This is a genomic window from Pseudomonas sp. GCEP-101, assembly GCF_025133575.1.
In the GTDB taxonomy this organism is placed as follows: Bacteria; Pseudomonadota; Gammaproteobacteria; order Pseudomonadales; family Pseudomonadaceae; genus Pseudomonas; species Pseudomonas nitroreducens_B.
This window is the reverse complement of sequence record NZ_CP104011.1, coordinates 3,944,000-3,956,979: the sequence shown is the minus strand read 5'-3', so window position 1 is coordinate 3,956,979 and position 12,980 is coordinate 3,944,000. Positions and strand designations below refer to the sequence as shown.

At 66.5% G+C, this 12,980-nt stretch carries 15 protein-coding genes; 8 read left to right on the top strand and 7 right to left on the bottom strand.

Annotated elements, in window-relative coordinates; translation table 11 throughout:
- Positions 1-20: 20 nt before the first annotated feature.
- Positions 21-1,112 carry a chorismate synthase gene (gene aroC / locus N0B71_RS18235; RefSeq protein WP_259754089.1) on the bottom strand — a complete coding sequence of 364 codons (1,092 nt, stop codon included), beginning with the start codon at positions 1,110-1,112 and terminating at the stop codon, positions 21-23.
- A gap of 123 nt (positions 1,113-1,235) precedes the next feature.
- On the opposite strand from aroC, the gene N0B71_RS18230 reads away from it, so the two are divergent.
- Positions 1,236-2,255: an alpha/beta hydrolase gene (locus N0B71_RS18230; protein ID WP_259754088.1), complete on the top strand. Its 1,020-nt coding sequence runs from the start codon at positions 1,236-1,238 to the stop codon at positions 2,253-2,255.
- A 48-nt stretch (positions 2,256-2,303) separates the two neighbouring features.
- Positions 2,304-3,083 (top strand): hypothetical protein, encoded by a 780-nt coding sequence (locus N0B71_RS18225; protein ID WP_259754087.1) that lies wholly within the window; start codon positions 2,304-2,306, stop codon positions 3,081-3,083.
- Between the two features lie 457 nt (positions 3,084-3,540).
- On the opposite strand, the gene prmB is transcribed toward N0B71_RS18225, so the two are convergent.
- Positions 3,541-4,455, bottom strand: a complete 915-nt coding sequence (gene prmB, locus N0B71_RS18220) for a 50S ribosomal protein L3 N(5)-glutamine methyltransferase (RefSeq protein ID WP_259754086.1) — start codon at positions 4,453-4,455, stop codon at positions 3,541-3,543.
- 181 nt (positions 4,456-4,636) lie between these two features.
- On the opposite strand from prmB, the gene N0B71_RS18215 reads away from it, so the two are divergent.
- From N0B71_RS18215 to folE, 4 genes are all read left to right on the top strand, one after another.
- Positions 4,637-5,233 carry a cysteine hydrolase family protein gene (locus tag N0B71_RS18215; protein ID WP_259754085.1) on the top strand — a complete coding sequence of 199 codons (597 nt, stop codon included), beginning with the start codon at positions 4,637-4,639 and terminating at the stop codon, positions 5,231-5,233.
- 173 nt (positions 5,234-5,406) lie between these two features.
- Complete coding sequence (locus tag N0B71_RS18210) at positions 5,407-5,727, top strand: hypothetical protein (protein WP_259754084.1); 321 nt, start codon at positions 5,407-5,409, stop codon at positions 5,725-5,727.
- A 78-nt stretch (positions 5,728-5,805) separates the two neighbouring features.
- Positions 5,806-6,363 (top strand): Smr/MutS family protein, encoded by a 558-nt coding sequence (locus tag N0B71_RS18205; protein WP_259754083.1) that lies wholly within the window; start codon positions 5,806-5,808, stop codon positions 6,361-6,363.
- Positions 6,364-6,506: 143 nt separating this feature from the next.
- Positions 6,507-7,052, top strand: coding sequence for a GTP cyclohydrolase I FolE (gene folE / locus N0B71_RS18200; protein ID WP_259754081.1), 546 nt, complete (start codon positions 6,507-6,509; stop codon positions 7,050-7,052).
- Between the two features lie 65 nt (positions 7,053-7,117).
- Here folE and N0B71_RS18195 read toward each other — a convergent pair whose 3' ends face one another.
- The 4 genes from N0B71_RS18195 to N0B71_RS18180 form a co-directional block, all read right to left on the bottom strand.
- Complete coding sequence (locus N0B71_RS18195) at positions 7,118-7,969, bottom strand: cache domain-containing protein (RefSeq protein ID WP_259754079.1); 852 nt, start codon at positions 7,967-7,969, stop codon at positions 7,118-7,120.
- 96 nt (positions 7,970-8,065) lie between these two features.
- Positions 8,066-8,527, bottom strand: a complete 462-nt coding sequence (locus N0B71_RS18190) for a bacteriohemerythrin (protein ID WP_259754077.1) — start codon at positions 8,525-8,527, stop codon at positions 8,066-8,068.
- Between the two features lie 561 nt (positions 8,528-9,088).
- Positions 9,089-9,691 (bottom strand): glutathione S-transferase family protein, encoded by a 603-nt coding sequence (locus tag N0B71_RS18185; protein ID WP_259754075.1) that lies wholly within the window; start codon positions 9,689-9,691, stop codon positions 9,089-9,091.
- 10 nt (positions 9,692-9,701) lie between these two features.
- On the bottom strand, positions 9,702-10,859 hold the full coding sequence (locus N0B71_RS18180; protein WP_259754074.1) for an aminotransferase-like domain-containing protein: 1,158 nt from the start codon (positions 10,857-10,859) through the stop codon (positions 9,702-9,704).
- A gap of 81 nt (positions 10,860-10,940) precedes the next feature.
- On the opposite strand from N0B71_RS18180, the gene N0B71_RS18175 reads away from it, so the two are divergent.
- Entirely contained in the window at positions 10,941-11,384 is a 444-nt protein-coding gene (locus N0B71_RS18175) for a MarR family winged helix-turn-helix transcriptional regulator (protein WP_259754073.1), read from the top strand.
- Here the strand turns inward: N0B71_RS18175 and N0B71_RS18170 are convergent.
- A complete protein-coding gene (locus tag N0B71_RS18170) occupies positions 11,381-12,022 on the bottom strand; it encodes a hypothetical protein (protein WP_259754071.1) in 642 nt (213 codons plus the stop codon). The genes N0B71_RS18175 and N0B71_RS18170 overlap by 4 nt on opposite strands.
- Positions 12,023-12,365: 343 nt before the next feature.
- Here N0B71_RS18170 and N0B71_RS18165 point away from each other — a divergent pair, with 343 nt between their 5' ends.
- The gene (locus N0B71_RS18165; RefSeq protein WP_259754070.1) at positions 12,366-12,968 is read left to right on the top strand and encodes a LysE family translocator; all 603 of its coding nucleotides are present in this window, start codon (positions 12,366-12,368) and stop codon (positions 12,966-12,968) included.
- The last annotated feature ends 12 nt before the right edge of the window (positions 12,969-12,980 follow it).

Here is a 12,980-nt window from a genome sequence, read left to right as displayed (position 1 = left end):
CAGCGCTTGCCGCTTCTGGCTCAGAGCTGGCCGAGAATCGGCGTAGTGACCTTCACATCGGCGTTCTGTGCGCGGTGGCGCAGCAGGTGGTCGAGCAGCACGATGGCCATCATCGCCTCGGCGATGGGGGTCGCGCGGATACCCACGCACGGGTCGTGGCGGCCCTTGGTGATCACGTCCACCGGGTTGCCGTCGACGTCGATGGAGCGGCCGGGGGTGGTGATGCTGGAGGTCGGCTTGAGCGCCAGGTGGGCGACGATCGGCTGGCCGGAGGAAATGCCGCCGAGGATGCCGCCAGCGTTGTTCGACAGGAAACCTGCCGGGGTCAGCTCGTCGCGGTGCTCGGTGCCGCGCTGGGCGACGCTGGCGAAACCGGCGCCGATTTCCACGCCCTTCACCGCATTGATGCTCATCAGCGCGTGGGCCAGTTCGGCGTCCAGGCGGTCGAAGATCGGCTCGCCCAGGCCCGGCGGCACGCCTTCGGCGACGACGGTGATCTTCGCGCCCACCGAATCCTGGTCGCGGCGCAGCTGGTCCATGTAGGTCTCCAGCTCAGGCACCTTGTCCGGGTCGGGGCTGAAGAAGGCGTTTTCTTCCACGCTGTCCCAGGTCTTGAACGGAATCTCGATCGGGCCGAGCTGGCTCATGTAGCCGCGCACCGTGATGCCCATGCCTGCCAGCACCTTCTTGGCGATGGCGCCGGCGGCCACGCGCATGGCGGTCTCCCGCGCCGAGGAACGGCCGCCGCCACGGTAGTCGCGGATACCGTACTTGTGGTGGTAGGTGTAGTCGGCGTGGGCCGGGCGGAACAGGTCCTTGATCGCCGAGTAGTCCTTGGACTTCTGGTCGGTGTTGCGGATCAGCAGGCCGATCGGGGTGCCGGTGGTCTTGCCTTCGAACACGCCGGAGAGGATTTCCACCTCGTCGGCTTCCTGGCGCTGGGTGGTGTGGCGGCTGGTGCCGGGCTTGCGGCGGTCCAGGTCGCGCTGCAGGTCTTCCAGGGAAATCTCCAGGCCGGGCGGGCAGCCGTCGACGATGGCGACCAGCGCCGGGCCGTGGCTTTCGCCAGCGGTGGTGACGGTGAACAGCTTGCCGTAGGTGTTGCCGGACATGCGAGGCTCCGCGAAAAGACTGGGATTCGAAAAGGCCGAGCAGTATACCTGCGTCAATCCGCCCTGCGAACCTTCGCGCCCCGTTAGGATCAAAGCGCCATCAGCCCTTGCCTGAAGTCCTCGATGCGTCGTCTCGCCCTGCTCTGCCTGTCGTTCATCGCCGCCCTCGCCCAGGCCGCGCCCACCAGCATCCTGCAACGCCCCTATGACCTGGATACCGGCCATGGCGTCCTGCGCGGCACCCTGCTGCTGCCGCAGACCGCCACGCCGCCGCCCGTGGCCCTGCTGATCGCCGGTTCCGGCCCCACCGACCGCGACGGCAACAACCCCGAGGGCGGGCAGAACGCCTACCTGCGCAAGCTGGCCGAAGCGCTGGCGGAAAACGGCATCGCCAGCGTGCGCTACGACAAGCGCGGCGTGGCCCGCAGCCTGCCGGCGGCGCCGCGGGAGGAAGAGCTCAGCGTCGAGGCCTACGTCAGCGACGTGGTGGCCTGGAGCGACAGGCTGGCCCACGACCCGCGCTTCGGCCGGCAGGTCCTCATCGGCCACAGCGAAGGCGCGCTGATCGCCAGCCTGGCTGCGCCGGACACCCACGCCGAGGCGTTGGTGTCCCTGGCCGGCAGCGCCCGCCCCATCGGCGACGTGCTGCGCGAGCAATTGCAGGGCCGCCTGCCGCCTCCCCTGCTGGCCCAGGCCGACCAACTGATCGACGGCCTGCAGGCCGGGCGCCTGCAACCGCGGGTGCCGGAGCCGCTGAAGGTGCTGTTCCGCCCCAGCGTGCAGCCCTACCTGATCTCGCTGTTCCGCCAGGACCCGGCCCGCGCCTTTGCCGCGCTCAAGCTGCCCACGCAGATCCTGCAGGGCACCAACGACATCCAGGTCGGCGTCGAGGATGCCCAGGCGCTGCAGCGCGCCAAGCCCGACAGCGACTTCCACCTGATCGCCGGGATGAACCACATCCTGCGCATCGTTCCGACCAGCGGTCCGCAGCAACTGGCGTCCTACAACAACCCCAACCTGCCGCTGGCCCGCGAGCTGGTGGAGCGACTCACGGCGTTCATCCGGCACGCGCAGACCCTGCCCGGTGGCACGCTGGCGGAATCTGGAGCGAGCGTCTCAAGAAATTCGCCGCTGCGTCGATAAACCACGGAAGAAGCCTGGTCACGCCCGCCAGGCCCGAGGTGGATCCCCATGACCGAAGCCGAACAGACCGCCGTCGCCGCCGACGAGAGCGCCGCCCGCCCGCATCCCTGGGCGGAGCTGGCGCCGGAACACTATCGCCTGCTGCGCCTGGCGCCGCTGCCCACCGATCGCACCACCGGCGCGCGGCCCTTGCGCTTCGTGCAACTGGGCCGGGTGGAGCGGCACAACGCCGAGCAGAGCCTACTGCGCCTGAGCGTTCAGGTGCCGGGCCAGGTGTTGCGCAAGGAGGTGAACCTCCTGGAGGTCTGGGCGGACCACCGCAACAAGGAAGTGCGCTTCGGTGCCGACTCGGGCTTCGCCACCGAGCCGCTCAACCGCGGCCTGGGCCGCTTCCTGCTGGCCCAGGGGGTGGCCTGGGCGAAGAAGAAATGGTCGCACTACCGCGTCGAGGGCGGCGCGCTGGCAATGAAGGACGCGCCCAACGAAGAGGCCCGGCAACGCCGCGACCACTTCCTGCGCGCCCAGGGCTTCGATGTGATCTATGAGGACTCGCGGCTATTGAAGGCGCGCTATAGCGTCGGCCGGGTCAGCGAGCTGTACGACGACTGGCACAAGGACAAGGTGCAGATACTGCCGCTGCTGGAAGCCGGCTCGATGCTGGAACAGGCCGACCAGAACCTTGCCAGCCAAGCCAACGAAATCCGCCGGCTGGAGCAACGCATCGAGACCTTCCGCCGCGACGACACCAGCCTGCGCTTCACCATCGCCTGCCTGACGGTGTTCGCCGTGTTCCAGGCGGGATTGCTGATCTGGATCGCCACGCACTGAGCCATTGCGCCCCGCCGACACATCGGCGGGGCCGCCCGCTTCTACACGAACCACGCGCCACCTGTAGGAGCGTGCCATGCACGCGATCGCGGACGAAGTCCGCTCCTACCCAAAACTCGCCCTCGCGTAAGAGCAACTGTCTTTCTCAGAATTTGTACCTGAGATTTCCCTCTCCCCAACCCTGGCTACGCGCCCCGCTCCGAAGGGAGAGGGGACTGGATCGGTGCCGGCTGAAACCACAGTGTCAGCCGGCATGGATAGCGCCCCCTCCCTTCAGGGAGAGGCTGCCCCGCACAGAAATTCGCGTAGGAGCGGACTTCGTCCGCGATTGGCCGAGCCCCGCGCTGAACCCACCCGAAGCCGCTTTTCGTAGGAGCGAGCTTGCTCGCGAACCGCCCAGCCTGGTCGCGGCCGGTGAGCCCTGTTCGCGAGCAAGCTCGCTCCTACAGGTTCGGATTCAGGCCTTTATGCGGGACTTGAACAGCGCCTGGTGCTCGCGGCACTGCTGCGCCGAGAGCAGGAACACCCCGTGGCCGCCGTATTCGAAGTCGAGCCAGGTGAAGTCCACTTCCGGATAGAGCGCCGCCACATGCACCTGGCTGTTGCCCACTTCCACGACCAGCGTGCCGCGCTCGCTGAGGTGGTCCGCGGCCTCGGCCAGCATGCGCCGCACCAGGTCCAGCCCATCGTTGCCACAGGCCAGGCCTAGCGCCGGCTCGTGGTGGTACTCGGCGGGCATGTCGGCGAAGTCTTCGGCGTCGACATAGGGCGGGTTCGACACGATCAGGTCGAACCGCTGGCCCGGCAGGCCGGCGAAGCCATCGCCCTGCACGGTGTAGACGCGCTCGCCCAGTTCATGGCGCTCGATATTGATGTTGGCCACTTCCAGCGCATCGAACGACAGGTCGCCCAGCACCACCTCGGCCTCCGGGAAGGCGCTGGCGCAGGCGATGCCGATGCAGCCCGAGCCGGTGCACAGGTCGAGGATGCGTGCCGGGTCCGCCGCGAGCCAGGGCTCGAAGCGGCGTTCGATCAGTTCGGCGATGGGCGAGCGCGGCACCAGTACGCGCTCGTCCACCACGAAGGGCATGCCGCAGAACCAGGCCTCGCCCAGCAGGTAGGCGGTGGGCACGCGCTCCTCGATGCGCCGGCGCAGCAGGTGCATCAGGTACTCGCGCTCCTCGTCCTCGAGGCGGCAGTCCAGGTAGGCATCGGCCATTTCCCAGGGCAGGTGCAGCGCGCCCAGCACCAGTTGGCGGGCTTCGTCCCAGGCGTTGTCGGTACCGTGGCCAAAGAACAGTTCCTCGGCGTGGAAGCGGCTCACGGCCCAGCGGATATGGTCACGCAGGGTCAGCAAACGGGATTCGGTCACGGCAGTGTGTCCTCGCAGCTCGCAAAAAGGGGCGCATTCTAGCTCAGCGGGGAGGCTCTGGGGCGCCTCCAGCCAGTTCCGGGAAAGAATGCCAATACCACTTTGGCGCGAGTTCGCAAAGATTCACAGCAGACGCGTTACGGCCCACAATGAATGAACATGCATTTACAGGAGTCCAGACATGTCCCATCCGCTCAGCATGCTGCAGATCAGTGGGCGCGGATATCCGCCGGCCACCCTGCGCCAGAGCACTCTGTTGATCATCGACGCCCAGGAGGAGTACCGCAGCGGCGTACTCGCGCTGCCTGACCTGGACGCGGCGGTGGCGCAGATTCGCCTGCTGCTGGAGACGGCCCGGGCCATGGGCACTCCCATCGTCCACGTTCACCACCTGGGCGTGGTCGGCGGCCTGCTCGACCCGCAGGGCCCGCGTGGCCGCTTCCTGCCCGAACTGGCCCCGCTGCCGGGCGAGGTGGTGGTGGACAAGCGCCTGCCAAACGCCTTCGCCGGCACCGACCTGCATGATCGCCTGCAGGCCAGCGGCCGCCTGGACCTGATCGTCTGCGGCTTCATGACCCACTCCAGCATCAGCACCACCGTGCGCGCCGCCAAGGACTACGGCTATCGCTGCACCCTGGTGGATGCCGCCTGCGCCACCCGCGACATCCCCACCCCCGAAGGTGGCGTGCTCGCCGCCCGCGACCTGCACCGCGCCGAAATCGCCGCCCTGGGCGACAACTTCGCCGCCGTGGTGGCCCAGGCCCAGGCGCTGGTCTGAGGCCATTCGTCCCGACGGACGGCGGCGACAAGCGCCCGGGGTTAGGCTCAGCTTAGGCGCGAAAGTGTGCGAACCCGCTCACACTGCGGGTTCGCAGTACTTCCCGACCCTGGGGTTGGAACCCCACCCATCCCCACCGGTCATAGCCTCGTTCAATAGATGAGGAAGTCGGGATGAAGATGACGGACAATTTCGATCCACGCAGCCTGCGCCCCAAACGCCCGGGCCGCTGGCGCTGGCGCTTCGCCGCCGCACTCGCCGCGGTGATCGCCACCTTCGGCATCCTCTCCGCCATGGCCGGTGTTGCCGCCCTGCTGCGCCGCCAGCCGGCGGTGGGCGTGATGCACATCGAGCCGGGCGCCGGCGCGGTGCTGCTGGTGATCGGCCTGCTCTGCCTGTGGCTGGGCATCATCTTCTGGCGCGCTGCGCGCCGCCGCGCCCGTGGCCGCGACGGCCTGAGCCTGTCTCCGCGGTTGATGAAGCGCCGCGACTAATCTCCTACAGGCCAGGTGGCGACTTTCCGTAGGACCAGTTCGATCCGTTAAACTGCGCGGCTCTTTCAGGAGGTGCGCATGCAAGACGACGACTTTTCTCAATTCGCCCGCGAGATGCGCGGCGTCAAGCGCATCACCGTGGACCAGGCCGATACCGGCAAGCCCAAGGCCGACCGCAAGCAGCTCAAGGAGCTGCGGCAGAACGCAACCGTGCGCACCGAGAACATTCGCGTCGATGGCCTCTCCGATCAGTTCGTCATCGACGTCGGTCCCGAGGACGAACTCTACTGGGCCCGCGACGGCGTCCAGGAAGGCCAGATGCGCAAGCTCAAGGCTGGCCAGATCGCGTTCGAAGGCAGCCTCGACCTGCACGGCATGAAGATCGAAACCGCCCGTGAAACCCTCTGGGACTTCATCGCCGAGGCCACCCGCTTCGAAATCCGCTGTGTCCGCGTCACGCACGGCAAGGCCGCGCGCATCGACGGCCGCAGCCCCATGGTGAAAAGCCACGTCAACACCTGGCTGCGCCAGCACCCGCAGGTGCTCGGCTTCGCCTCCTGCCTGCCGCGCCACGGCGGCACCGGCGCCATCTACGTGATGCTGCGTCGCACCATGCTCGAAGGCCGCGACGAGTAAATCCGCCGCGGCAGCCCCGGCCCGGCGCCTGGCGCCAGAGCGCCCGGCATAACGCGCCAGCCGGCAGCAGGCGCTTGCCAGAGGGGACCGCGCGCCCTACCCTGCGCCACGGTTCTTATTTTTGTCATTGCCACAGGTAGATCATGTCCCTGGAACAAAACTACTCCGCGATCCTCAGCCAGCTCGGTGAGGACGTCACCCGCGAAGGTCTGCTGGATACGCCCAAGCGTGCCGCCAAAGCCATGCAGTACCTCTGCCGCGGCTACCAGCAGACGCTGGAGGAGATCGTCAACGGCGCCCTGTTCAGCTCCGACAACAGCGAAATGGTGCTGGTCAAGGACATCGAGCTCTACTCGCTGTGCGAACACCACCTGCTGCCCTTCATCGGCAAGGCCCACGTCGCCTACATCCCCAACGGCAAGGTGCTGGGCCTGTCCAAGGTCGCGCGCATCGTCGACATGTACGCCCGCCGCCTGCAAATCCAGGAAAACATGTCGCGGCAGATCGCCGAGGCCGTGCAGCAGGTCACCGGCGCGCTGGGCGTGGCCGTGGTGATCGAGGCCAAGCACATGTGCATGATGATGCGCGGCGTGGAGAAGCAGAACTCCTCCATGGTCACCTCGGTCATGCTCGGCGAGTTCCGCGAGAACGCCGCCACCCGCAGCGAGTTCCTCAGCCTGATCCACTGAAGCGAACCGCCGCCATGAAAAAACCGGCCCCAAGGGCCGGTTTTTTTCTGCCTGCGGCACAGGGCTCAGCGGGTGTAGTAGCCCACCGCGACCAGATAGTGGCCGGCCTTGCGCAGGAAGGCGTGCTTGTTTTCCACCTTGCTGGTCACCGGGTTGCGCCACTGGTAGTCGAACTCGGCCTCCCCCTTGGACTTGGCCAGCTCCAGCATGGCGTGGCCCACCGGGTTGCCACCCGGGTCCTTCAGCGATTCGAAATCGGTGCCGACCATCCGCGTGTTGAAGCCGTGGGCGACGAACCTGGACGTGTCCAGGTCCACCACGAAGACGTAGAGATCGTCCTCGATGAAGGTCTTGTCCAGCGCATTGATCTTCTTGAAGGTGCCTTGCGGATCGGCCTCGACGGCTTTCACCGCCTTGTCCAGCATCGCCGCCGCCTGCTGCGCCGAGGCGCGCGGGATGTAGTAGCCCACCGCGAGGAAGCGCTCGCCAACGCGCTGGTAGTACACGTGCTTGCGCTCGACCTTGCCGTCCGCCCAGTTCTTCCAGCGGTAGTCGGCCTGTTGCACCTTGCCGGTTTCCGGCGACTTCAGCGCCTTGGCGAACTGTTCCTTGAGCGAGGGATCGAGGGTGGACGAGACATCGCGGTCGATCAGCACCACCGACGGCCCACCGCTGGCAAGCATGGTGCCCTTGCTGTCCACCACGAAGACGTACAGGTCGCCATCGACGAACTCGCCCTGCCGGCTGAACGCGGCGAACGCCTTGTCACCGTCCTGCTTGTAGGCGGCCACCGCCTTGGCCAGCAGCGCCTTGGCGCGCTGGTCATCCGTCGGGGCAGTGGTGCTCGACTGGGCGGCGAACAACGGGAAGGACGAAAGGAATGAAAGCAGCAGCAGTGACTTCAACAGCGTCTTCATGCGCGAATACCCCCTGGCATTGCTTGTCGTTGTGCACAGAGCATAGTCAGCCAAGGCGGATTCGCGCCGGCATTCACCGCCGAAGTGGCTGAAGATTCAGCCGAAGAATCGCTTCATCGAGCGCGACAGCCAGCCGCCATGGCTCTGGTCGCGGGTCAGCTCGTGCATGGTCGCCTTCACCGCGTCGACGTAGTTGGCGTCGTCGTTGCGGATATGGTTGAACAGCCAGCGGCCGAGCAGGCCCTTGAGCTCCTCGGCAACGTCCTCGCCAGCGTCGAAGCGCAGGTGGTAGTCGGAAACGCGCTTGATGAAGAGTTCGTGGACCTTCTTGTGCGCACGGGTGAACTGGTAGCCGGAGTCCTCCAGCAGGGTTTCCTCGAAGGCGAAATGGGAGATCGTGTAGTCCACCAGTTCCTCGATCACCCCGCCGAGCATGGCTCGGTCGTGCTGGGCCTGGGCCTCGTGCAGTTGGTTGATCATTTCGACGATGCGCTTGTGCTGTGCGTCGATCACTCCGATCCCGGTATCGAGATCCGCCTGCCAGACCAGATAGGCCATCTTTCCCTCCCCATACCGGACGACGACACTGCCTGCCGCTCGCGTCCGGCCACATCGGTACATCCCGCATGGCAGCGCGATCAAGGGTAGGGAGGGCGGCAAAACGCCGCCATGATGCCGGTCAACCCCATAGAGCCGAAATCCGCAATTTAGAGCGGTTTTTCGGATCTATCTGATGGCAATTTGCCGGTTTTCGCCACTCACCTGGAGAAACCGTGCGTAGGAGCGGACTTCGTCCGCGATCGCTTGCCGACGGCTCCGAGCTGGCCGGCCACACAGCGGACAACGTCCGCTCCTACCGGGATAGCCCTGCGCCGGGCCCGCCCTCTCCCTGAAGAGAGAGGGAGCCGTTCGGCGTGCGCGGTCATCACCGAGCTCATCGGCAGACACGGAAGATCGCTCGGCACGGATATCCCCTCTCCCTTCAGGGAGAGGGTTAGGGAGAGGGGAAGATCGCCAGCACAAGGCTTCAGATAAAGACAGTTGCTCCTACGCCCCCGGCAGCCCAATAAAAAACGCCGCTTCCGGGGAAGCGGCGTTTTCAGGGGCGGGGTTTGAGGATCAGTCCTGCATTCCCACATGCCGCGGGTGGTCCGCCACCCGCGCCAGCCAGTCATTGATCGCCGGGAAGTTCGACAGGTCGAAGCCGCCCTGGTGCGCCACGTGGGTGTAGGCGTACAGGGTGATGTCGGCGATGGAGTAGGTATCCCCCACCAGATAAGGCGTCTGCTCCAGCTGTTTCTCCATCACCTTCAGCGCCTTGTAGCCGCCCTTGTGGCAGCGCGCGTACTCCTCGCGGCGCTCCTCCGGCAGGCCCAGGTAGAACTCGATGAAGCGCGCCACCGCCACGTAGGGCTCATGGCTGTACTGCTCGAAGAACTGCCACTGCAGCACCTGGGTGCGCAGACGCGGCTCGCGGGGCAGCAGCTCGCTGCCATCGGCGAGGAAGTTGAGGATGGCGTTGGACTCCCACAGACAGGTGCCGTCTTCCAGTTGCAGCACCGGCACCTTGCCGTTGGGGTTCATCGCCAGGAACTCGGCGGTCTGCGTCTCGCCCTTGAGGATGTCGACGTCGCGCCACTGGTACGGCAAGCCGAGCAGGTGCAGGGCCAGCTTGACCTTGTAGCAGTTGCCGGACTGCCGATCGCCATAAACGGTGTACATGCTCATCTCCTCATTGAGCCTGGGCGTCGCGGATCACCGCGGCCAGGCGACGCAAGCCTTCGCCGGCGCGCTCGGGCGCCACGTGGCTGAAGTTAAGCCGCAAATAGCCGGGGTTGGCATCCGGCTCGACGAAGAACGGCTCGCCGGGCATGAACGCCACGTTCTGCGCCAGCGCGGCGTCCAGCAGCGTGCGGGTATCCAGCGGCTGCTTGAGCTTGAGCCAGAAGAACAGCCCGCCCTGGGGCACGTTCCACTCCGCCAGGTCGGCGAAATGCTCCTGCAACTGCGCCTGCATGGCGTCACGGCGCAGGCGATAGAAGTCGCGCAGCTCGGCCAGGTGGCCACGGTAGGCTTCGGTGCCGAACCACTGCAGCGCCTGCCACTGGCCGACGCGGTTGGTGTGCAGGTCGGCGGACTGCTTCAGGCGCAGCAGGTGCGGGAACAGGTCCGGCGTGGCGATCAGGAAGCCCACGCGCAGGCCTGGCAACAGCGTCTTGGACACGGTGCCGGTGTAGATCCAGCTGGACTGTTTCAGGCGGCTGACCAGCGGCGTCGCGGCGCCCGCGTCGAACACCAGCTCGCGGTAGGGTTCGTCCTCGATCAGGGTCACGCCGAACTCGTCGAGCACCGCGGCCACTTCATCGCGGCGCTGTTCGCTGTAGCGCACGCCGGACGGGTTCTGGAAAGTCGGGATCAGATAGGCGAAGGCCGGCTTGCTGGTCTCCAGGCGCTGGCGCAACGCGGCAACGTCCGGCCCCTCGGCGCCCAGCGGCACGGTCAGGCAGTTCGCCCCGAACAACTGGAAGGCCTGCAGCGCGGCGAGATAGGTCGGCGCTTCGAGCAGTACCTCGGTGCCCGGGTCGATGAACAGCTTGCTGGCCAGGTCCAGCGTCTGCTGCGAGCCACTGACGATCAGCACCTGGCTCGCCTCGCACGGTACGCCCAACGCGCGTGCCTCGGCGGCGATGGCCTCGCGCAGCGCCGGCTCCCCTTCGCTCATGCCGTACTGGCCCATGCTCGCCGGCATGGCGTCCCAGTTCACCTTCGGCAGCATCGGCTCGGCCGGCAGGCCGCCGGCGAAGGACATCACCTCCGGGCGCTGCGCCGCGGCGAGGATTTCACGAATCAGAGAGCTTTTCAGTCGGGCGATGCGTTCGGAGAAGGCCATGGGGTCACCGGTAGCGGGAGCACGGAAGAATGAGTCAAACTGCTTGACCGAAGCTACGACGCCCGAGACGGATACGTCAATATGCCTGACCTAACAAAAACAACCCTGCAACTCCAGGCCATGGAAGCCTTCTTCTACAGCTACCGGGCCTTTACCGCGAAACCCGACGAAATGCTGGCACGCCGCGGCCTGAGCCGCGTGCACCACCGCATCCTGTTCTTCATCGCGCGCAATCCGGGGCTCTCCGTCAGCCAGCTGCTGGCCGCGCTGGGCGTGACCAAGCAGGCGCTGAACGTGCCGCTGCGCCAGTTGCTCGAGCGCGACCTGATCCGCAGCGAAGCCTGCGACAACGACAAGCGCCGGCGCCTGCTGGAGCTGACTGCCGAAGGCGGCAAGCTGGAAAAGGCCCTGCGCCAGGAGCAGGGCCGCCTGCTGCAACGCGCCTTCGACGAGGCCGGGGAAGACGCGGTGCGCGGCTGGCTGGCCGTCAATCAGGCCATCGCCCGCTCGCAGGACGAGGGCTAGCGGGCGGAGTCGTCCAGCTCGCGCGCCGCGCGCAGGAACATCAACGCCAGCGGCAGCAGGCTGGCCATCGCCAGGGCGGTGCCGGGCAGGAACAGCACGACGCTGATCAGGCACACGCCGGAGGCCACTTCCAGCCAGCCCATGACCTTTACCGACGGGTACGGCAACTCGATCTTCAGCAGACGGATGCCGTACCACAGGGTGACAACGCCAGTGGGCACGAACAGCCCCATGAAGCCCATCAGCGCGCCGTTGAATTCGCCGCTCAGCTGCTCGTCGAAGATCAGGCTGTACACCTGCATCACCAGCGCGACGGCAATCGACAGGCCAACCGGCCAGGCCAGCCCACGGGCATTGAAGCGGTCTTCGAGAAAGCGCCGGGTGCGCCAGAGCAGGAAGCAGCCGAGCACCGTGCTGAGCACCCCGACCCAGAGTTCGTAGCGTTGCCACGTGCCGGACGCCTGCAGGGCGGTCGCGAAGGACAGGGCGAACAGCACCAGGTTGCACAGCAGCAGCGCCAGGCTAAGGCAGGCGAGCAGGCGCAGCTGGCCCGCACGCCAACGCCCGCCGAGGAACGCGCCGGGAACGCTCTGATCCACCAGCTCGACCTTGGGGGCGGCATAGGGGTTCTGGTCCATGGTGGCGATCTTCCATCAGTTGTACGGCTTCCCCGCACCATACCGGCGCACTCCCGCGCATGCCACTGCCGCTCGCACTGTACGGGCCGTTCGGCGACTGGCTGTTATGGGACAGGCCGGAAGCTGGGGGATTAGGCTGGTCCTACTTAAGACTCTGCCTGGGGCGCCCCTCTCCCCCCGCCCTCTCCCTGAAGGGAGAGGGAGTTCCATGCCGACTGACGCTTTGGCTTCAGCCTGCACCGCACGGTCCCCTCTCCCTTCAGGGAGAGGGTTAGGGAGAGGGAAAACCCTGGCACAAGGCTCCAGAAAAAGTAGTCCCCCAAAACAAGACCGGTACCCCGCCATGCCCCTCGAACTCCTCGGCGCCTTCGTGCTGTTCGCCTTCGTCACCTCCATCACCCCCGGCCCCAACAACATGATGTTGCTGGCCTCGGGCGTGAACTTCGGCGTGCGCCGCACCCTCCCGCACATGCTAGGCATCAGCATCGGTTTCCTGCTGCTGGTGGTCGCCGTGGGCCTGGGCCTGCATCAGCTGTTCGAGCGCTTCCCAGCGACCTATACCGCACTGCGCTATGCCGGCGGCGCGTATCTGCTGTACCTGGCCTGGAAGATCGCCCGCTCCGGCGCCCCCGAGGCGAAAGGCGAAAACAGCGCCAGGCCCATGACCTTCCTCCAGGCCGCGGCCTTCCAATGGGTCAACCCCAAGGCCTGGGTGATGGCCGTGGGCGCCATCGCCACCTACCTGCCGGCCAACAGCTGGATCGGCAACGTGGTGTTGATCGCTACCCTGTTCGCCGTGGTCAACCTGCCCAGCGTGGGCGTCTGGACGGTGCTCGGCAGCCTGCTGCGGCGCTGGCTGGAAGACCCGCTGCGGTTGCGCCTGTTCAACGTCGGCATGGCGGCGCTGCTGGTCGCTTCGCTCTACCCTCTGTTCACCCGCACCTGATGGAAATACGTG